Here is a 19,780-nt window from a genome sequence, read left to right as displayed (position 1 = left end):
TCACTCCGCCGCTGGAATCATCGTGCTGCACGTCACACAGGCCCGGCCCGCGTACCCCGGCGTGTGGCACTTCGGGCACGCCGTCCGCTCACCGGCCTGCGGCGGCCCGCTGGACGCGGACGCCTCGGGCCGCGCCACGCGCGCCTTGGGCAGCCGCATGCCGCAGCGATCGCACACGTTCCCGATGTCCTGCACGTTGCGGCAGTAGCGGCAGACGACCGGGCCCGTGGGGGCCGCCGTCTTCAGTCCGTCCGAGGCCGCCCGGCCCGTGTCCATGTCCTGGACCGGCGCCACCATGACGTTGCCCGCCGCCGCGGAACGGCCCGTGTCCAGCTCGGGCACCGGCTGCACGGCGACTTCCCGCACCGCCTGCTGGGCCGTCAGCTCCAGGTCGGGAATCGCCGCGGTCTGCACCGGTGCGCGCCCTCCCGCCAGCTGCGTCTGCTCCAGCTCCGCCAGCCGCGTCACCGGCACCGCCACCGGCGCGGTCGTGAACAGCTTCTTCCCACAGACTTCGCACTCGGTGCCCTGAGCCTGTTGGTGCTCGCACATGGGGCAGATGATCATGATCGGGAGGTTAGCGGCCCCGCTCCACCCGGGCAATGCACCCGCGCCCGCCCGCCCCATGAAAAACGCGCTGGCGGGGATGGACCCACACCAGCGCGTTCGGTTCAACCTGCTCGTCTGCGTGACAGCCGGGCGGAGAAGACCTCCCCGCCCGGCCTGGCCCCGGCGCGCCGCCTGGCGCCCGGGACCGCGTCACTCATCAGGCGGCCTTCTTCGCCTGACGGCGGCGCAGCGACACGTACCGGGCCAGGGCGAACAGACCCAGGTACAGGCTCGCGTCCGCGCCCGAGGTGGCGGCGCAACCGCAGCTCGCCGGCTCCTCGGCCTTCACGGTGATGCCCACCGGAGCCGAGTACACCACGTTGCCAGCACCGTCGGTGATGACGGCCGTGATGCTGTGCTTGCCGCCCGTGGCGCCGGAGCTGTCCCACTCGGCCGACAGCGTGCCCTCGGCACCCGAGCCGATGACCACGCCATCCACCATGATGGACAGCTGGCTCAGCGTGGTACCGGTGGCCACCGCGCCCTGGGCGGTGATGGTGACCTTGCCGGACACCTCCGTGCCGCCCGCGGGGCTGGTGATGGACACCGTGGGCTGCGCGAACGCCGTCACGTTGGTCTGCGCGACGCTGCTCAGGGCACCCTCGCCCAGGGACAGCGTCTTCAGGCCCAGCGACTTGAACGTCACCTTCACCTCGGCGCTCACACCCTCGGCGAAGAGCACGTTGGCCGGCAGCACCGCCGCCGTGTCCGAGCTCGTCACCGCGATGGGACCGGAGAAGTGGGTGGCCACGTTGCCGTAGGCGTCATACGCCGTGGCGGAGAACGTGACCTCCTGGCCCGCCGTGATGCTCGGGGGAAGCGCCAGCGAGTAGCTGGCCACCGCGCCCGGCGCCACCGCGAACGCCGCGCTCGTCGCACCCGTGAAGCCCTCGGCGGCCGCCACCAGCGTGTAGCCGGCGCCCGCCTTGCGCAGCGAGAGTGCATCGAACGTGGCCACGCCATTGACCGCGGCCACCGACACCGAGCCCAGCAGCGAGCCGGCGGCGGGGTTCGCACCCAGGCCCAGGGTCACCAGGGCCTTGCTGTCCGTGAGCAGGTTGCCCAGCGAGTCCCGCAGCTCCACCTCGATCGGAGCCAGGGTGGCCCCGGCCGTGGCGCTACCCGGCGTGCCGCGGAAGACCAGCTGCCCCGTCCCGGCGTAATCCGGAACGACGCTGAAGGCCGGGGAGGTGCCGGAGGAGAGGCCCGCCGACTCCGCCTGGAGCACGTAGCCCGTGCCCACCTTGTCCACGGAGATGCCCGAGAAGGTGGCCACGCCGCCAGCGGCGGTGACCGTCTTCGTCCCGCCCAGGGTGGCACCCGACTCGGTGACGAGCGACAGCGTCACCTCGGGCGTCGCACTGGGGAGGAGGTTGCCAGCGCTGTCCTGGACCGCCACGCGCACCGTGAACGCGGAGCCCACGGCCGTCTTGTCCGCCGGCGTGCTGGTGAAGACGAGCCGCGAAGCCGCGCCCTCACGCACGTCGAAGCCGACGCTGGTGCCCAGGTAGACGCCGTTCGTGCCGGCCACCAGGGTGTAGTTGGAGCCAGGACGGCTCACCGTCAGATTGTCGAAGGTGGCCACGCCCGCCTCGGCATTCACGGTGGTGGTGCCACCCAGCGTCGCGCTCCCCGGGTTGTTGCCCAGGTACACCGACACCGGCGCGGACGAGTGCGTCGCCAGGTTGCCATGCTCGTCGTAGAGCGTGACCTGGACGGACGGGCTGATGGCAGCACCCGCATCCACGTTGGTGGGCTGACGGGTGATGGCCGCCCGGTACGAAGCGCCAGCGATCATCGAGAAGGCGTCGCTGCTCGCCGCGGTGAGCGAGCCCGAGGTGGCGGACAGCTTGAAGCCGGTGCCCGCCTTGGTCGTCGACAGACCCGGGAAGGTCGCCACACCCGCCACCGCCGCCACCGTGGCGGTGCCGGACAGCGTGGCCCCCGTCACCCCGGAGAGCGCGAGGGTGACGTTGGCCGTGGAGGTGGTCTGGTTGCCCAGGGCGTCCTGGATGGCCACCTGCACCGCCGGGGTGATGGCCGAGCCCACCACGGTGTTGGAGGGCTGCGTCGAGAAGACGAGCCTCGCCGCCGCGGCCGGGGTGATGTTGAAGGCCGAGCTGATGCCATCCTCCAGGCCGGCGACGCTCGCCTTCAGGGTATAGCCCGTGCCCACCTTGTTGATGGACAGGCCCGTGAAGGTGGCGACACCGTTGACCATGGCCACGGACGTGGTGCCCGACAGCGTGCCCCCGCCCGCGTTGTTCTGGATGGAGACGTTGACGCTGAACGAGCCCAACGTGACCGGCTTGCCCGCCGCGTCCACCAGGCCCACCCTCGGGGCGAAGGCGACGCCCGCGACGGTGTTGGCCGGAGAGGTGGTGAAGACCAGCTTGCTCGCGGTGGTGACGTTGGTGCTGGCACCACCCACGAGGTCCGGGTCCTCCACGCCCGTGGCGCGGATGGACTGAACGCCCGCCGTACCGAAGGTGACGGACAGACCGCTCGCCACGCCGTTGGTGAAGGACGCGGTGGCCGGCAGGGTCGCCGCGCCATCCGAGCTGCTCAGCGACGCACTGCCCGTGTAGCTGGTGGCGACCACGCCCGCCGAGTCAATGGCCGAGAGGCCGAAGCTGGCCGGATTGCCCGCCGACACCAGGTTGGCGAGCCCGTCCACCCGGTAGGCGACGGCCGGGCCCGCGGGCGGCACGTTCGTGGTGCAGGTACCCGCCGCGTCCGCCGTGACGCGGACGTCATCCACGTACAAGCCCTCCGCGTTGGTGGTGGTGTCGGTGTGCATGCGGAAGCCGAACCACACCGTCCTGCCCGCCAGCGCGTCGAGGTTGACGGTGACCGCCTTGAGCGAGCCGTTGGCGCCCGCGTTGTTCCCCGTCCAGATGCGCGTGGTGGAGGAGCTGGTGAGCGTGTTGTCATAGCCGCCCGCCGAGATGTACGGCTGCGTCGACGACACCGCGTCGGACACGTTGGTCCACGGACCGCTGGCGCCCGTGGTGCTGTAGACGAGCCAGGCACCGTCGTAGCGCGTCTCGAAGTCGTACCAGATGTTGAACGTCATCTGGGGACCCATGGCGGTGGCCGGGATGGCGAAGCCGTTGATGCCCGCCGTCGAGCCGTTACCACCCAGCGCCAGCACGTGCTGCTGGCTGACGAGGTACTGACCACCGCAGCTCGTGTTGGTCGCACCCATGCGGTACGCGTTGGTGGCCGACTGGTAGTGGCAACCGGAGACGATGTTCACCGAGGCCGCGTTGCCGGCGAGCACCGTCGGCGTCCAGTACGCGGAGGCGTTGGCGGGACGGTTGGCGTCGAAGTCGTCGAAGAAGCCGACGGCCGGGGTGATGATGCCCGTGGGCACGGACGCCTTCTCCACCGTGTTCGTCTCCTCGAGCGTGGCCGAGCTCACCTCGGTCGCGCGCACCACGTAGTAGTACCGGGCGCCGTTCGTCAGGTTCAGGTCGTCCGAGAACGAGGTGCCCGTCACGCCGGTGGCGATCCGGTTGGCCGCCGAGGGAGCGAAGCCCTGGGTGGTGCTCCGGTACACCGAGTAGCTGACGGTGCCAGCGCACACGGGCGTGGCGGCGGACCAGCTCAGGGTGTTGGCGCAGGTGCTGGCGGCGCCGTTGCTGGCGGAGGTGAGGCCGGCGAAGGTGGGCGGCAGCGTGCACACGCCCGTGGCCGTCGCGGAGACCTCGGTGGACCGCGGCGACTCGGCGCACTTCACGCCGCGCACCACGTAGTAGTACGTCGTGCCACCGGACACGCCGACGTCATGGTACGGCGACGTCGTCGCGGTGCCCACGCGGGTGTACGGCCCGCCCGGGGTGATGGACCGGTAGATGTTGTACGAGGTCGCGTCGTTGTCGGTCCAGCTCACGTCGATGGCGTTGTCACCCGCCACCGCGGCCGTCACGCTCTCGGGCGTCGCGGGCGCCAGGTTGCAGGAGTTGTACGCGACGAGCGCGAAGTCCTGATCCAGCGACGTGCCGTTGTTGGGCACGCCGTCCGAGTTGATGTTGGTGGCCGTCACCGTCACGGTGTACGAGCCCTCGGTGCCGGCCGGCAGGAAGACGCTCTCCACGTTGTTGGCGCCGTCCGCGGTGCCGCCGGTCACGGAGTTGGCACCCGTGAAGACGTTGCCCTTGTACGTGTTCTCACCCACCGTCACGGTGAGATCCAGGTTGTTCTTCCAGGCGCTACCGGTGGTGGAGCCCGGGGCGTCCGTCCACGCCAGCGTCACGCGGAAGGGCTTCGTCGAGTCCGAGATGGCACCGGAGAAGGTGCGCGTCTGGCCGGTGGCGGTGAAGAGGCTGTCCGGGTTCTGGTCATCCAGCATGCGGGGCAGGCCGTCGAAGGCCATGCCCAGGTCCATCAAACCGGTACCCTGGTTGTTGGAGTAGAGCGAGTCGTTGGCCCCCGTGCCCGACATGTAACGGGTGGAGTTCATCAGGTAGGCCTTCGCCATCGCCGGGCTCGGCGGGGCCATGCCCTGATTGATGAAGTACTGGTAGAGGAGGGCCGCGCCGCCGGCCACCGCGGGGGTGGAGTGGCTGGTACCGGAGGATGCCGAGGTCCACTGCTGGCCCGGCGGGTGGAAGTCGTTGTTGAAGCCCGCGCACACGCCGGAGGCGTCGAAGCAGGAGAGCGCCTGGCCATTGGGGAGGGCCGGCGGGTTGGCCCGCTGCCCATCCGTCTGGGCCATACCGCCCGAGACGTGCGTTCCCGGCGCCATGATGTCCGGCTTCTTGCGGCCGTCATCCGTGGGACCACGGCCGGAGAAGGACGCCACGTCCAGGAGGCTGTTCGCCTCGTTGTCGGCGGTGTTGCAGGCATCCGCGCCACCGAAGGGATGCACGTTCTCCGAGGCACCCACGGTGATGACGTTCTTGCCCGTGCCCGGGCTGCCCACCGAGTTCACCGCCGGGCCGTCGTTACCCGCCGCGAAGGCGATGATCATCTGCTGGTTGCCCGGGTTGGGCACCGCGGAGCCATCCGGCTGCGCGTCGCGGACGAGGGCGTCGTACTCCTGCGAGTCAATGGTGTACGCGCTGGAGCTGGAGCCCCAGCTGTTGGTGCTGATGCGCATGCCGTCACGGTACGCGCGCGCCTGCAGGTCCGAGTAGTCGGGACTCGTGAACCGGCCCGGATCGAACAGCACCGAGGAGCCCAGCTTCACGAAGGGCGCCACGCCCAGGCCGTACTTGTAGCCGGACGTGTCCTCGTGAGGGGCGCCGGTCAGGCCCACGTAGCCGCCGACGATGTGGGAGTTCAGCGTGCCGTGGCCGTCACAGCCCTGGTTGGTGCTGCCGGCGTTCGGCGTACCCTCGAGACGGGCGTAGACCACGCGGCTGGCGTTGGCGACATCGCCGTTGACGTACAGACCGAAGTGGTTGGGCGTCGGCGTGGCGTTGTCCAGGCCGCTGTCGCTCACGTCCACGCCGAAGCCGGACGTGGTGAACTGCTCCTGGGTGAAGCCCTTGGCCGCCAGCCAGGCCAGATAGCCCGGCCCCGTGGGCGTAGTGCCGGAGATCTGCCCGGCGAGGATCATGTTCTGACGCTCGTCGAACTTCTTGGGCTCGATGCGCGACTGGATGGACAGCACGTCCGGGCGCTGCACCAGCTGATCGATCGCCTGGCGGTCCACGAAGGCCACCACGTTCACGTAGTCCATCGACTTACGGACGAGGGCCTCGTGCGACTGCAGCTTGCGGATGAGCGCCAGCGTCTCCTCGTTCGTCCCCTCGTCCTTGACGAGCTGGATGGAGTAGGCGCCCGTGGCGATCTTGTTGACGGACGGATGCAGCTTGAAGTCCGCCAGGTACTCGCCATCCCACTGGATGATGGAAGCCGTGTCGGTGTGCTTCGCCAGCGAGTTCATCGCGGCGGGGTTGCCGTAGACGAGGTAGGCGTTGTTGGGGATGTACGTCACCACCTTGACGCCAGTGGCCTCCAGGGCCTTGTACCACTCGGGCTGCACGGGGCCGGCGAACTGCACGATGTGGAAGCGCTTGCCAACGGCCGTCTTGCTCATGCCGCGCAGCGACTGCCCATGCTCGGACATGGTGTCGATCACACCCGAGTTGAGCAGGATGTGATTGTACTCGTCGCGCAGCTCCGCGTCCTTGAGCGCGGGCAGCCGCTTGAGCGTGGCGTCATCCACCTGCAACAGCTTGTAGGAACCATAGTCCGCGAGGACCGAGGCTCCCTGCGCCTCCAGCGCGGCGGCCTTCTCCGCGCTGATCTGCACCTTGTGGAGTGAGGGGTCAAAACGAAAGCCCGCGGACTGCTGAGTGCTGGGCTCCTTCGCGGAGCCTCCGCACGCCAGCGTCGTCGCGAGCCAAGCCACTCCGAGTGCGCGCGTGGACAAAGCCCGTACGCGCTTACCGGCAGGCCGGTACGCCGTGTCCTTCATGTATTGATACTCCTTGAGACGAGCAAGCCAGTGTGGGGCACGGCTCACTCGGGTGAAAACCCGGCGATTGCTGCGCTCGCGCGCGTGCCCCCTGGAAGCCGCAGTGTCCCGAATCCCAAGACGCACTGCCGGAACTTCACATTTACCACACGAGTTCAACGACGGACAAGCCGTCAACAAATGTAATTCGATTTGGCATGCAACGTTTTTGGAGTTTGAGAAAGCAGAAGCGACAAAGCCATTCCGGATGGCAAAAACAACAAACCCCGCGACGTCCCACGCGCGGGGTTCCACCTACAATGCTTGCCGCAGCAACTGACTGACAGGAATCAAGGAGCCCGGTTCCCGAGGCGGAGACCGCCTCAGTGCACGAACCCGGGCGGCGGCGAACTCGTCATCGGCACGAAGCGCACGCCCAGCAGCTTCTCCACCTGGGGAGCCTCCCCTCGTGACGGCCGGGTGACCCGGATCAGCTCCTGGGAGCCGTGCCTCGGACCCACCGGCAACACCAGCCGGCCGCCTGGCCGCAGTTGCTGGTAGAGCGCTGGGGGCAACCGCTCCGGGGCCGCCGTGCCCAGGATGGCGTCGAACGGCGCGTCCTCCGGCCAGCCGGCCGAGCCATCACCTACCCGGAAATGAATGCCATTGAAGCCCATCCGCTCCAGCCGCTCCCGGGCCGGACCGGCCAGCTCCGGGAGGCTCTCCATCGTGTACACCTCGGCCCCCAGCCGCGCGAGCACGGCCGTCTGGTAGCCCGAGCCCGTTCCAATCTCCAACACCCGCTCACCGGGCTGGAGGTTGAGCGCCTGCGTCATGAAGGCCACGATGAACGGCTGGCTGATCGTCTGCCCATGGCCGATGGGCAGTGGCAAGTCCTGTCCAGCCACGTCCCGCATCGACTCCGGGACGAACGCCGCCCGGTCCAATTCCCCAATCACCTCGAGCACCCGCGTGTCGGAGATGCCCTGCCGCCGGAGTGCCTCCGCGAGTTCCACGTCACCCATGGGACGAGCCTAACCACGCGAGGCCGCCACCGCAGGCCCTGCCCCGCTCCCCCGTGGAAGGAACGGCCAGCCACCGCGTCCACCCCTTCCCGACGACACTCGCCGAGGCTTCCCCTTGCACTTCCCGGAGGGCCATGGTGGGAATCCGGGCAGGAGAGCCCACGCATGGACGCCGCCGCCGACGAATTGCTCCGCCTCGCCTTCGACCGCGCCCCCGCCCTGGAGGCCAACCAGGCCATCGCCCGCATCCGCGCCGAGGCTGGAGACGAGCTCTCCGGCGCCACCAGCTACGAGCTCGTGCTGCCCGCCGAGAACGTCCGCTCCTTCCTGCTCGACCACACCCTGCCCCGGCTCGTGGACTACCTCGAGTCGAGCGGCGCCAGACTGCCCCACTGCGGCGGCGTCTTCCTCTCCGTGTTCTCCGGAGACACGCTCTACTTCCTGCAAGCCCGGGACGTCGTGGAGCTGCTCTCCCGCTGGAGCGGTCTGTCCATGGCCGAGCTCAAGACGCGCTACGGGCCCAGGTAGCCCAGGGGGTCTCCCCTGGAGGGCGAGCATCCTCGTCCTGAGACGCGCGGGGCCGGTGTCTCCCTGAAGCACCGGCCCTCTCTTCACGACCGCCCGTCCTTGCGCGCCAGCTCGTCCCTCGCGGCGAGCTCCACCGCCCGGCACCGCAGCACGGTCCTCCCTTCCTCGTCACCGCGCACCAGCCCGGAGAAGTACAGCCGCACCTCCGGTTGCTCGAGGTGGTAGTCCAGCGGTTCGAGCGCGTTCACGGGCCGGCCCGCGAGCAACTCCTCCAGCACGAAACGGCAGCTCCGCGTCCCCGAGGCGCCGTTGCGTTCGTCCTCACGCAGCCGCTCCTGGAGCGCGCCTCGCACCCACGGGCTGCGCGCCAGTCTCTCCGTCACCGACTTCCGGTCGAGCGCCCCCGCCCCGGCCAGGAGCTCCTCGAGCAGGCCCGGATGACCGCCCGTGGCCTCGTGGACATCCCGGGCCCACCGCTCCCCATCCAGGTCCGCCGCGTCGAGCAACTGCCACACCTCGTCCACCGTGAAGTCGGGCACCTCGCGCTTCACCGCGTCCGAGAACACGGAGGACTTCGACACGTTGTGCAGCAGCCACCCGCCCCGCGCGCCTCCTCCCACCACCAGCAGGTGCAACTCCACCTTCGACGGCGCCTCCATCCACCGCCGCAGGTGCTTGCCGAGCGTGTCCAGGTGTCCCAACGGCCCCCACTCGTAGCGCAGGACGAACAGGTGCTCACGTCCGAGTCCCTCGGCCCGCTGGCGCAGGTGCTCCACCAGGGCGTCGAAGCTCGTGACGCGATTGTCTCCCGCGAGGGCGCGGCAGTAGTCGGCTTCCGTGCAGTCCGGCACGTTCGGCGGCTCCAGCCAGGAGACCCGCTCCCCGTACTGCCGCGCCACGCGGCGCGCGATCGCCTCCTCTCCGCCGTCCTCGGGCGCGAACAGCACCAGCCGGTGCCGGTGCCGGAGGATGTGCGCGTACACATGCTCCAGCGCCTCCCGCGGAACGTGTGGCGGATCCAACGGGATGGGAGCCGACTCCAGTGGAACGGGAGCGGGCTGCGGCGGGGCCGCGGGCGCCGGTTGTGAGGGAGAAGCTCGAGGCTCTCCGGACCGGAACGTGAGGAGCTCGAGCACGGAGGCGTCCGATGCGGCCGCGGGCCCCATCGCGGGCCCCCTGTGGATGGGCGCGGGCGCGGGTATGCCCGTCCCGAACGCCGCCCGTGACAGCGCGTTCAGGCAGGCCGCCAGCGGCGGACCGTGATCCTCGTACTCGATGAGCTGGATGTTGTAGCGGGGCCACAGCGCGCCGCGCTCGATGCTCCCCTTCTTCATCAGCGCGAAGCTCGGCACGTGCCGTCCCTTCGTGATGCCCAGCACGTGCTCTATCTGCTTGAGCACGTAGGGATCACTGAAGCTGAAGCCCACGTAGAGGAAGGGTCTGGCGCGGATCCACTCGCGCAGCCGGACCAGCGCGTTCGTGTAGTGCGAGTAGCGGCCATGCTGCTGGGTCCCATCCCCGTAGAGCCGCGCGTAGTCGGCCCCACCGAGGATGAGCGTCGAGAGCCGGTGGATGGTGCCGTGCAGGTACCAGAGCCGCGGCGCGTCCGGCGAGGCCTCCGCGTCCATCAGGTGCAGCTCGTCGTCCTGATCATTGGAGATGGGCTCCGCGCCCTCCTGGCCCCACAGCAGGACGTCATCGTAGTTGGTGGTGAGCATCACCTCGGGCCGCAGGCCCCAGAGCGCCCGCACCACGGAGAGCTCCGCGTCGGCCGGCCGGTGCACGCGCAGCCGCTCGCGCAGGAAGCGGTTGAAGCGGAAGGCCCCCATCTCCTTGAAGCCCAGCTCCGCCGCCGTGAGGAAGTCGCCCCCGGCGATGCACTTGCGCACCTCGGCGACCACCGGCTCCGGAAGCGCCTCCTGCTCCAGCCGCTCCGCGAGCCCCTCCAGAAGCTGCTTCCACGAGGGAAACAGCCCCCGCTTCACCCCCATGCTCACACCGGCGCCCACGAAGGGAACCACCTGGTGTCTGCGCACCGCCTCGACCAGCTCTCTTGGAAGATTCATGCGCCCCCTCGGTCTCCGCCCGGAGCATAGCGCGGGCGGCCCGGACGAGGGTCAGTCGGACGAGTCCGTGAGCCCCGCCAGGGCTCCGAGGCCCCGCTGGAACTCCTCGAACGACATCTGCCCATCGGCGAAACGCTCACTGAGGCTCAGCAACGGCTGGGCCTCGGCGACGGCCAGCCACGCGTTCCGGGCCTTCTCCTCGGCCTCGGAGGAGGACGCCGGGGCCGGCGTCTGGCCTGCCAGCGCCTCCAGACGAGCGCTGGCGCGCCCGGCCAGTTGCTCCAGCTTCGTCAGCACCTCGGCCGTCAGCCGCGCGGGCTGCGCGCCGATGACGCAGAAGGAGCCCACCGTCTGCCCCCGCACCTTCAACGGGAAGCCCACGTAGGCCCGGATGCCGTAGCGCTCCACCAGATCCCTGGGCAGGCCGGGCTCGCGCGAGGTGTCCTCGATCTCCAGGGGCCCACCCCGGGCCACCACGAACTGGCAGAAGGACGTGCAGCGATCGGTGGCGAGCGTCGCGGAGAGGTCCGGCGGCAGCCCCACCTGTGCCCGGAAGAACTGGATCTTCCGCACCACCAGGCTCACCAGCCCGATGGGGAAGCCCGTCAACGCGGTGGCCTCGGTCACGAGCGCCTGGAGCTCCGGATCCGGCGAGGACTCGAGCAGCGGGGCGTCGAAGGAGGACATCCGCTCGGTGTCGTCGAGCACCGACATGTCCTTGGGCGGCACGAAGCTCATCGGCCACCTGCCTGCCACGACGGCGAGGAGAGGGTCTGGATACGCAGCGCCTGGGCGGGCTGCTTCATGCGCGTCTGCTGGCGCAGGCACAGGGGGAAGACGGACTTCTCCTCGGTGTCCATCAGGGAGCGCAGCGCGGCGGACACCGTCCGGAAGCGCTGGCGGAGCCGCTCCGGATCCGAGTCCACGTGCGAGAAGAAGCCGAGCACCGCGTTGGACATCACCGTCAGGTTGGTGCGGAAGATGTTGAGCAGCGTGAGCGAGGTCGCGTCCTTCGACTCCTGGCAGGCCGCCACCACCACGTCGTAGAGCTGCTCCTTCGCCCGCTGGTGGGGAATGAAGACATCATGGAGTTGCCGCATCAGACCCGGCAGCTCCACCGGGCTCGCTCCGTCGCATGCGCCGAGGAGCACGCGCAGCCGGCCGTGGTCCCTCTTCAACGTCTCCACCCGATTGATCATGTCGGGGGATCCCACTGCGACGGACATGCCAACGCTCCTTCTCTTGCGGTTCCACGAAGGGTTCCACGAATGCAGCCAGACTCGAACTGTAGCGTCCCGCCACAACCCTGGGCACCCCCCTGGAATGTGGCGTTCCGGGACCGTGGCGTTGTGCCACATCCTTCCCGGAGCGGGGGCACCACTGTACCCGCCGCGTCCTTGGCAGGTTGAACAGCGAACTGACAGGCTCCGGACCTCCATCTAACAGCCGGGGAGCCGTCTCGCATGGCCACAATCACCCAGGAATTCATCAATGACTTCGTGCGCCGCTACGCCGCTGCATGGACGAAGAAGGAGTCCGCCTCGAACCCGCTCCAGGCGCTGATCACCGAGGACGTGTCCTGGGCGGATCCCATGCTGCCACAGCCCGGCCAGGGCAGTGCCACGGCGATGATGCTGCTGGAGGGCTCCTTCACCGCCTTCCCGGACCTGACCTGCGACATCATGGATCCGCCCTACCTGGCCGCGGATGGCAGGTCGGTGATGTTCCACTGGCGGCTGTCGGGGACGATGACGGGCCCGCTGCCCAACGGCGCCCAGCCGACCGGCAAGCGCATGTCCATCACCGGCGTGGACCGCTGGGAGTTCCGCGACGGCCGCATCTGCCACTACCAGGCCTTCTACGATCTCTCCACCCTGCTGCGGCAGGCGGGCGTGATCCCATAGTCACTCCAGCGGACGGCCGAGCGCACGGGAGACGGCGCGGACGAGCGAGTCCGCGTCCTCCTCGGGATCGACGAGCAGGCAGCGCATGCCCTCGCCGCTGCCCACCACCACGGTGACGCGGCCCTTGGGGCACAGCTTCAGGCAACTGCTGCGCACCACGCGCACGCCCCGGCCCAGCTCCTCCTCGAGCGTGCTCCGCACGTCCTCCGCCCCCGCGCGCTTCATGCACTTGCGGCAGACGAACACCAGCCCTTCCCACCGGGGCTGGACTTCCTTTGGCTCCGACACGCCGCCCCTGATAACGGCGGGGCTCCGCGGGCACAACCCAGACGCGCTTCGCCCCTGGCAGGGCAGGCAACCGTGGGGCGTCCAACGCTGGCGGTCTCGCGACCTGAGAATCCCCACTTACCCCGTTCACTGCCGGGCGTTGTCCGGGAGCCGTCGCGGGCAGGAGCAGGCAAGCGGGAGTTCGACCTGTCACGATCTCCCTCATGATTCCCCTGACGGACACGCACGGCCACGCGCCGCCGCGACTCGAGCAGTACCTCGAGGTCGTCACGGACGGAGTGCTCGCACTCGACGTCCAGGGGCGGCCCACCTACGTCAACACCAGCGCCGAGCGCATCCTGGGCCGCTCCCGGCACCTGCTGCTCGGCCGCCGGCTCTGGGCGGAGCTGCCCGGGTTGGAGGAGACGGAGCTCCACCGGGCCTGCCACCGTGCGCTCGCGGAGAGTACGCCAGTAACCGTGGAGGAGTACTTCGCTTCCCTCGGGGTCTGGCTGGAGGCCCGGGTGTTCCCCTCCGAAGAGGGAGTGCTCGTCCTGCTCCGGGACGTGACGGCGGACATCACCGCGCGGCAGCGCGCGCGCCAGACGTTCGAGCAGGTGCGCCAGGAGCGCGATCGGGCCGAGGAGGCCAACCGCGCCAAGGACGACTTCCTCGCCACCGTCTCGCACGAGCTGCGCACCCCGCTCACGGCCATCCTCGGCTGGACCAGCATCCTGCGCACCAACACGCTCCCCCCGGAGAAGCAGACGCGCGCCCTGGAAACGGTGGAGCGCAGCGCCAGGGCCCAGGCGCAGATCGTCGATGATCTGCTGGACATCTCGCGCATCGTCGCCGGGAGGATGCGCCTGGAGATGCAGCCGGTGAAGCTGGCGCCCGTGGTGGAGGCGGCGCTGGAAGCGGTGCGTCCGGTGGCGGCCGCCCGCAACATCCAGCTCGAGCCCCAGTTGGAGCCCGGGGTGGGCCCCGTCCAGGGAGATGCCCAGCGGCTGCAGCAGGTGGCGTGGAACCTGCTCACCAACGCCATCAAGTTCACGCCCGATGGAGGCAAGGTGTCGGCCCGGCTGCGGTGCGTGGAGGAGCACGTGGAGTTGCAGGTGACCGACTCGGGCAAGGGCATCGAGCCCGCCTTCCTGCCCCACGTCTTCGAGCGCTTCCGGCAGGCCGACGGCGGCTCCGCCCGCCGTTACGGAGGCCTGGGACTGGGACTGGCCATCGTGCGCCACCTGGTGGAGCTGCATGGCGGCACCGTCCAGGCCCACAGCGAGGGCGAGGGCCACGGCTCCACCTTCACCTTGCGCCTGCCCCTGATCGCGGCGCGCGGCGCGGAGGGCGCGTCTCCGGGCATCGCGTCGATGCTTCCGGATCCCTCGCTGGCCGCGTACCTGCCGGATCTCTCCGGCGTGCGCGTGCTGGTGGTGGATGACGAGCAGGGCATCCGCGAGCTGCTGCGCGCGCTGCTGGAGGAGCGCGGCGCGGTGGTGTCCTCCGCCTCCAGCGCGGCCGAGGCGCTCGAGCAGTTGCAGCGTGCCCCGCCGGATCTGCTCGTCTCGGACATCGGCATGCCGGACGCGGATGGGTACACGCTCATCCGCCAGGTGCGCGCCCTGCCTCCAGCACGAGGAGGCCAGGTGCCCGCCGCCGCCCTCACCGCCTATACGCGGTTGGAGGATCGCACGCGTGCCCTGAGCGCGGGCTTCCACGTATACGTGCCCAAGCCCGTGGATCCGATCGAACTGGTGATGGCACTCGCCAATCTGATCAATCGCTTCTCCCGAAATTGAGAAACGCGCGCACAGGAAACCGCGAAGCTCAGCCATTCATGTAAGTCGCGCCGGGAATCCGGTGCTTCGGTCTCCATGCAACTCCATTGCCCGCTGCGCGAAAGACACGCCAGCACAGGGGGGGTGCTTGAGCGACCTGTCGAAATTGCGACTATCATGCGACCTCCCGGACCCTGGCTCGTTCAGTAGGGGATGTGGAGACCGGGAACCCCCCAGTTTCAAGACGGAGGCTGCATGCGTTTGAGGCAAACGTTGTGGGCCAGCTTGTTGCTCACGCCCCTCGCGAGCGGAAGTGCCCTGGCCGCGACTCGAGGAAATTTCGACGCCTTCCTGGCTCGCCAGGAGGAGATGGCTCTCGCCGCCAAGGACGACGCTCTCCGGACGCGCGGCCTGCGTGTTTCGCAGATGGAGGATCGGCTCGGAGTCCCGAGCTTCGTATGGAACACCCGTGCGAGCACGAGCTCCACGACGAGCATGAGCAAGGCGCTGGGAGCCCGTAAGCCGGACCAGGCCGCTCGCGCGCACCTGCAGTCGGTGGCGGACCTGTACCGCGTGGGCTCCGAGGACGTGTCCGCAGTGGTGCTCAAGTCGGTGCACCAGACCGGCAAGGGCCCCGTCATCGCCAGCTTCGCCCAGAAGGTGGACGGCATCGAGGTCTTCCGCAACGAGGTCAAGGTCATCATGGACCGCGACCTCGAGCTGGTGGCCGTCTCCGGCTACCTGGCGCCCGCGCAGTCGGCCCGCAAGGCCAGCCTCGGCGCGGCCAACGCCTTCAGGCTCTCCGCCGAGCAGGCCATCGCCATCGCCTTCCAGGACCAGACCGGCATCTCCATGCCGGCGCGTGGCTTCGTGTCCACCGGCAAGGTGAACGGGCCCTACTCGCACTACGAGCTGGACGCGAGCTCCGCCCACGTCCTCACCCACACCCTGGTGGTGCCCGCTCGCGCCAAGCAGGTCTACTACACGATGCCGGACGGCCTGGTGCCGGCCTGGTACGTGGAGGTGAACTCCGGCGCACGGAACGGCACGGGCTCGGACTACCACTCCTTCGTGGTGTCGGCGGTGGACGGCTCGCTGCTGATGCGCAACAACCTGTCCGCGCACGCGGGCACCGAGTACCGCTACAAGGTGTGGGCGGACGCGACGGCGCCCTATACCCCGCATGACGGCCCGCACGGCACCGACACCACGCCCTACCAGCCCGGCATTCCGGATGGCGTGGACGTGCCGCTGGACCGGCTGCCCAACAGCATCACGATCTCCAGCCTGCCCGGCAATGATCCGTGGCTCCCCGCGGGCTCCACCGAGACGGTGGGCAACAACGTGGACGCCTACGCCGACCTGTCGGTGCCGGACGGCTTCCAGCCCGGCAGCCAGGACGTGCGCGCGGTCCTCACGGGCGAGGCCTCCGATCCGGGCTTCGACTACCTCTACGACCTGACCAAGGCGCCTGGCTTCGACGCCAACCAGCGCCAGGCGGCGGTGACGAACCTCTTCTACGTCACCAACTGGCTGCACGACTCGTTCTACGCCGCCGGCTTCGACGAGGCCTCCGGCAACGCGCAGGCCTACAACTTCGGCCGCGGCGGTGTCGAAGGCGACCGGATGCGCGCCGAGGCCCAGGACTACGGCAGCCTGGACAACGCCAACATGTCCACTCCCGCGGACGGCGCGCCGCCGCGGATGCAGATGTACGTGTTCAACCCGGTCTCGCTCTTCACCGTGAGCGTCAGCACGCCCGCGGGCATGACGATCTCCGCCAACCCCGCGGCGTTCGGCCCCCAGGGGTATGACGTCACCGGGAACGTGGCCGTCGCGCTCCATGGAACCGTGAGCAACGGCTGCAGCACGGACGCCTTCACCAACGCGGCGGAGATCACCGGCAAGATCGCGCTCGTGGACCGCGGCGCCTGCGACTTCACCCTCAAGGCCAAGAACGCGCAGAACGCGGGCGCCATCGGTGTGCTCATCGCCAACAACACGACCGGCGGCATCATCCCCGCGGGCACCGACGCCAGCATCACCATCCCGGTGGTGGGCATGCTGAAGGCCAATGGCGACGCCATCAAGACGGCGCTCCAGACGGGCACCGTCAACGTGCACCTGCAGAAGACCAAGCCCGGCGCGGCCCGCGACGGTACGCTGGACAACGCCATCGTCGCCCACGAGTGGGGTCACTACATCAGCAACCGCCTCATCGGTGACGCCAACGGCCTGGTCAACTACCAGGGCGGCGCGATGGGCGAGGGCTGGGGCGACTTCCACGCCCTGATGATGCAGGTGCGCGATTCGGACCGGACGGTCGCCGACAACAATCTCTTCCAGGGCGTCTACACGGTGTCCGCCTACGTCACCAGCGGCCCCGGCGTGCCCGGTGCCTACTACGGCATCCGCCGCGTCCCGTACTCCACCTCGTTCGAGAAGAACGCCCTCACCTTCAAGCACATCGCCAACGGCAATCCGCTGCCGGACACGCACCCCGTGGCGTTCCAGGGGGACGGCCGGATCAACTCCGAGGTCCACAACGGTGGCGAGGTGTGGGCCACCATGCTGTGGGAGTGCTACGCCTCGCTGCTCAACGCCTACCCCTTCGCGGAGGCGGAGCGCCGGATGAAGCAGTACCTGGTGGCCGCCTACAAGGCCACCCCGTCGAGCCCCACCTACATCGAGGCGCGTGACGCGCTCCTGTCGGTGGCCAAGGCGTCGGATGCCGCGGACTACACGCGCTTCGTCAATGCCTTCGCCAGGCGCGGCATGGGCTTCGGCGCCAAGGCGCCGGACCGCGACTCCCAGGACTTCATCGGCGTCGTGGAGAGCTACCAGACCGGCAACACCCTGGAGGTGGTAAGCATCAGGCTGGACGACACCCTCGAGGGGTGTGACCAGGACGGCGTGCTGGACGTGGGCGAGACGGGCTACCTCACCGTCACCCTGCGCAACGTGGGCGGGGACACCACCAGCGCCTTCAACGCCACGCTCGCCACCACCGGCGCCACCGCCACCTTCGAGACGCCCTCGGGCAACACGATCGCCTTCCCGCCCCTGGCGCCCGGGCAGACGGCGACCGGGAAGCTGGCGCTCAAGCTGATGAGCACCACCGGCACCGAGCCCCGCGCCGGCATCACCCTGACGCTCGATGGGCCCTCGCTCCCGGACGCGTCGAAGTCAGTGGGCTACAACGGCCTCGTCAACACCGACGAGTCCGCGGGCAACAGCGATCTGGACACAGTGGAAGGCCAGACGACCGCTTGGACCTCGTCCGTCATGGGCTCCGGCCCGGAGCAGCCCTGGCAGCGCGTGGAGGAGAAGGGCAACCACTACTGGAACGGCCGCAACCTGCCTTTCACCGCCGACATCGCGCTCACCTCGCCCTGGGTGCAGGTGCGTGAGGACGCGGACTTCATCTTCCGCTACAAGTACCGCTACTCCTTCGAGACCGACAACGGGAACTACGAAGAGCTCTGGTTCGACGGCGCCACGGTGGAGGTCACCACCGATGGCATCGTGTGGCACAACGTCGCCGCCTACGAGGTGGACCCGGGCTACACCGGCCTCATCGGTGATGGGTCCGCCACCAACCCGCTCGATGGGCTCCCCGGCTACACCGCCCTGAGCGCGGCCTTCCCGGCTTTCGAGTCGGCGGAGCTGAACTTCGGCCGCGAGCTGGCGGGCAAGCGCGTGCAGTTCCGCTTCCGGATCGGCTCCGATCCGGGCGTGGGCGCGCACGGTCTGGACGTGGACGACCTGGAGTTCGCCGGCATCGATGCCAGTCAGCTGCCCTTCGGCGGCCCCGTCCGCGAGACCTTCGAGGGTCCCGCGGGTGATCCCTCCACCCTCGTGTGCAACCGCCGCCCGGTGGCCAACTCGGGCAAGGGTCCGCAGGCCGTGGCCAACTTCACCTTGGACCCGACCACGGGTGCCAAGGTGTACACGACGGTGCAGCTCGATGGCAGCGGCAGCTTCGATCCGGATGGTGACGCGCTCACCTACACGTGGACCCAGCTGTCCGGACCTCCCGTGACGCTCACGGACGCCACCACGGCCAGGCCCACCTTCACGCCCCGCGTGGCCAACAGCGAGACGTTCGTCTTCCAGCTCGTGGTCAACGACGGCAAGGAGAACAGCGCCCCGGCCAACGTCACCCTCTATGTGCTCACGGATCACGACCCCGTGGTGGAGGCGGGTGCGGACTTCGAGGCCGCCAGCCGCAGCACCGTGACCCTCTCGGGCTCCGTGACGGATCCGGACGGGGACCTCGTGCTCGGCTCCCTCTGGTTCCAGTTGAGTGGCCCGGAGGTGGCGCTGAAGGATGATGGCGCGCTCGAGACGACCTTCACCGCCCCGGACGTGAAGGAGGACACGGAGCTGGTGTTCCTCCTGCTCGCCCAGACCAACGAGCTGGTGGGTGAGGACATCGTCACGGTGACCATCAAGAAGTCCAACCGTCACCCCGTGGTCAAGGGGCTCAACGAGATGACGGTGGAGGAGCGGAGCAGCGTCACGCTCACGGCCGAGGGCTCGGACGCCGACGACGACGCGCTCAGCTACCGGTGGGTGCAGACGGGTGGCCCGCGCGTGGAGCTGTCGGGTGCCGACACCGCCACGCTGAGCTTCACCGCGCCCGAGGTGCTGGGTGAGACCCTGGTGACCTTCAGCCTGATCGCGAAGGACGCGGATGGCGCCGAGAGCGAGGCCGTCACGGCCCTGGTCACGGTGACGGACGTCAACCGCACGCCCACTGCGCTGGCCCGGAAGAGCTCCGGCGGCAGCGTGGCGGGTGACACCATCACGCTCGATGGCACCGGCTCCACGGATCCGGACGGCAACACGCTCACCTACCAGTGGAGGCAGGTGTCCGGTCCGTCCGTCACGCTCACCTCGACGGATGGCGCGGTCACCAGCTTCGTGTCGCCGAAGTCCAAGGATGGCGCCACGCTCGTCTTCGAGCTGACGGTGTCCGATGGCAAGGCGTCCGCCACGAACCAGGTGACGGTGGACGTGCCGAAGGAGCAGAGTGGTGGCATGGGCTGCTCCAGCACGGGCGGCTCCGGCCAGAGCACCATGGTGTCGATGCTGCTGCTCGGCGCCGGCCTGCTCTTCTCGCGCCGCCGCACCTTCGGCCGCGGGTAGTCCAACCGCGGGCCTGAGGCCCTGTTGAACGAGGGGTGGC

At 69.3% G+C, this 19,780-nt stretch carries 11 protein-coding genes; 4 read left to right on the top strand and 7 right to left on the bottom strand.

Going from position 1 to position 19,780, the window contains the following annotated elements:
• From Q664_RS41080 to Q664_RS41070, 3 genes are all read right to left on the bottom strand, one after another.
• The gene (locus Q664_RS41080) at positions 1-567 is read right to left on the bottom strand and encodes a hypothetical protein (protein WP_043409233.1); all 567 of its coding nucleotides are present in this window, start codon (positions 565-567) and stop codon (positions 1-3) included.
• A gap of 199 nt (positions 568-766) precedes the next feature.
• Complete coding sequence (locus Q664_RS41075; RefSeq protein WP_052519303.1) at positions 767-7,039, bottom strand: S8 family serine peptidase; 6,273 nt, start codon at positions 7,037-7,039, stop codon at positions 767-769.
• Between the two features lie 362 nt (positions 7,040-7,401).
• Entirely contained in the window at positions 7,402-8,043 is a 642-nt protein-coding gene (locus Q664_RS41070) for a protein-L-isoaspartate(D-aspartate) O-methyltransferase (RefSeq protein WP_043409230.1), read from the bottom strand.
• A gap of 165 nt (positions 8,044-8,208) precedes the next feature.
• Here Q664_RS41070 and Q664_RS41065 point away from each other — a divergent pair, with 165 nt between their 5' ends.
• Positions 8,209-8,571, top strand: coding sequence for an STAUR_1299 family protein (locus Q664_RS41065; RefSeq protein ID WP_043409228.1), 363 nt, complete (start codon positions 8,209-8,211; stop codon positions 8,569-8,571).
• 83 nt (positions 8,572-8,654) lie between these two features.
• On the opposite strand, the gene Q664_RS41060 is transcribed toward Q664_RS41065, so the two are convergent.
• Genes Q664_RS41060 through Q664_RS41050 form a run of 3 tightly spaced genes read right to left on the bottom strand, consistent with a single transcriptional unit; the run spans position 8,655 to position 11,863 of the window.
• Positions 8,655-10,637: an SIR2 family NAD-dependent protein deacylase gene (locus tag Q664_RS41060; protein ID WP_043409226.1), complete on the bottom strand. Its 1,983-nt coding sequence runs from the start codon at positions 10,635-10,637 to the stop codon at positions 8,655-8,657.
• 51 nt (positions 10,638-10,688) lie between these two features.
• The gene (locus Q664_RS41055) at positions 10,689-11,375 is read right to left on the bottom strand and encodes a GAF domain-containing protein (RefSeq protein ID WP_052519302.1); all 687 of its coding nucleotides are present in this window, start codon (positions 11,373-11,375) and stop codon (positions 10,689-10,691) included.
• Complete coding sequence (locus Q664_RS41050) at positions 11,372-11,863, bottom strand: hemerythrin domain-containing protein (RefSeq protein ID WP_152622630.1); 492 nt, start codon at positions 11,861-11,863, stop codon at positions 11,372-11,374. Before Q664_RS41050 ends, Q664_RS41055 begins: the two co-directional genes overlap by 4 nt.
• 237 nt (positions 11,864-12,100) lie before the next feature.
• On the opposite strand from Q664_RS41050, the gene Q664_RS41045 reads away from it, so the two are divergent.
• On the top strand, positions 12,101-12,541 hold the full coding sequence (locus tag Q664_RS41045; RefSeq protein ID WP_043409220.1) for an ester cyclase: 441 nt from the start codon (positions 12,101-12,103) through the stop codon (positions 12,539-12,541).
• Here the strand turns inward: Q664_RS41045 and Q664_RS41040 are convergent, their stop codons facing one another.
• The gene (locus tag Q664_RS41040; RefSeq protein ID WP_063934849.1) at positions 12,542-12,829 is read right to left on the bottom strand and encodes a thioredoxin domain-containing protein; all 288 of its coding nucleotides are present in this window, start codon (positions 12,827-12,829) and stop codon (positions 12,542-12,544) included.
• A gap of 203 nt (positions 12,830-13,032) precedes the next feature.
• Between Q664_RS41040 and Q664_RS41035 the strand changes: the two genes are divergently transcribed.
• Positions 13,033-14,610, top strand: coding sequence for a hybrid sensor histidine kinase/response regulator (locus Q664_RS41035; protein WP_052519300.1), 1,578 nt, complete (start codon positions 13,033-13,035; stop codon positions 14,608-14,610).
• 234 nt (positions 14,611-14,844) lie between these two features.
• Positions 14,845-19,740 (top strand): myxosortase-dependent M36 family metallopeptidase, encoded by a 4,896-nt coding sequence (locus Q664_RS41030; RefSeq protein ID WP_043409218.1) that lies wholly within the window; start codon positions 14,845-14,847, stop codon positions 19,738-19,740.
• Positions 19,741-19,780: the final 40 nt, after the last annotated feature.

The sequence above is a fragment of the Archangium violaceum Cb vi76 genome, from assembly GCF_000733295.1.
GTDB classification, from domain to species: Bacteria; Myxococcota; Myxococcia; order Myxococcales; family Myxococcaceae; genus Archangium; species Archangium violaceum.
The sequence above is the reverse complement of the archived record's forward strand: the minus strand, read 5'-3'. Positions and strand labels throughout refer to the sequence as shown.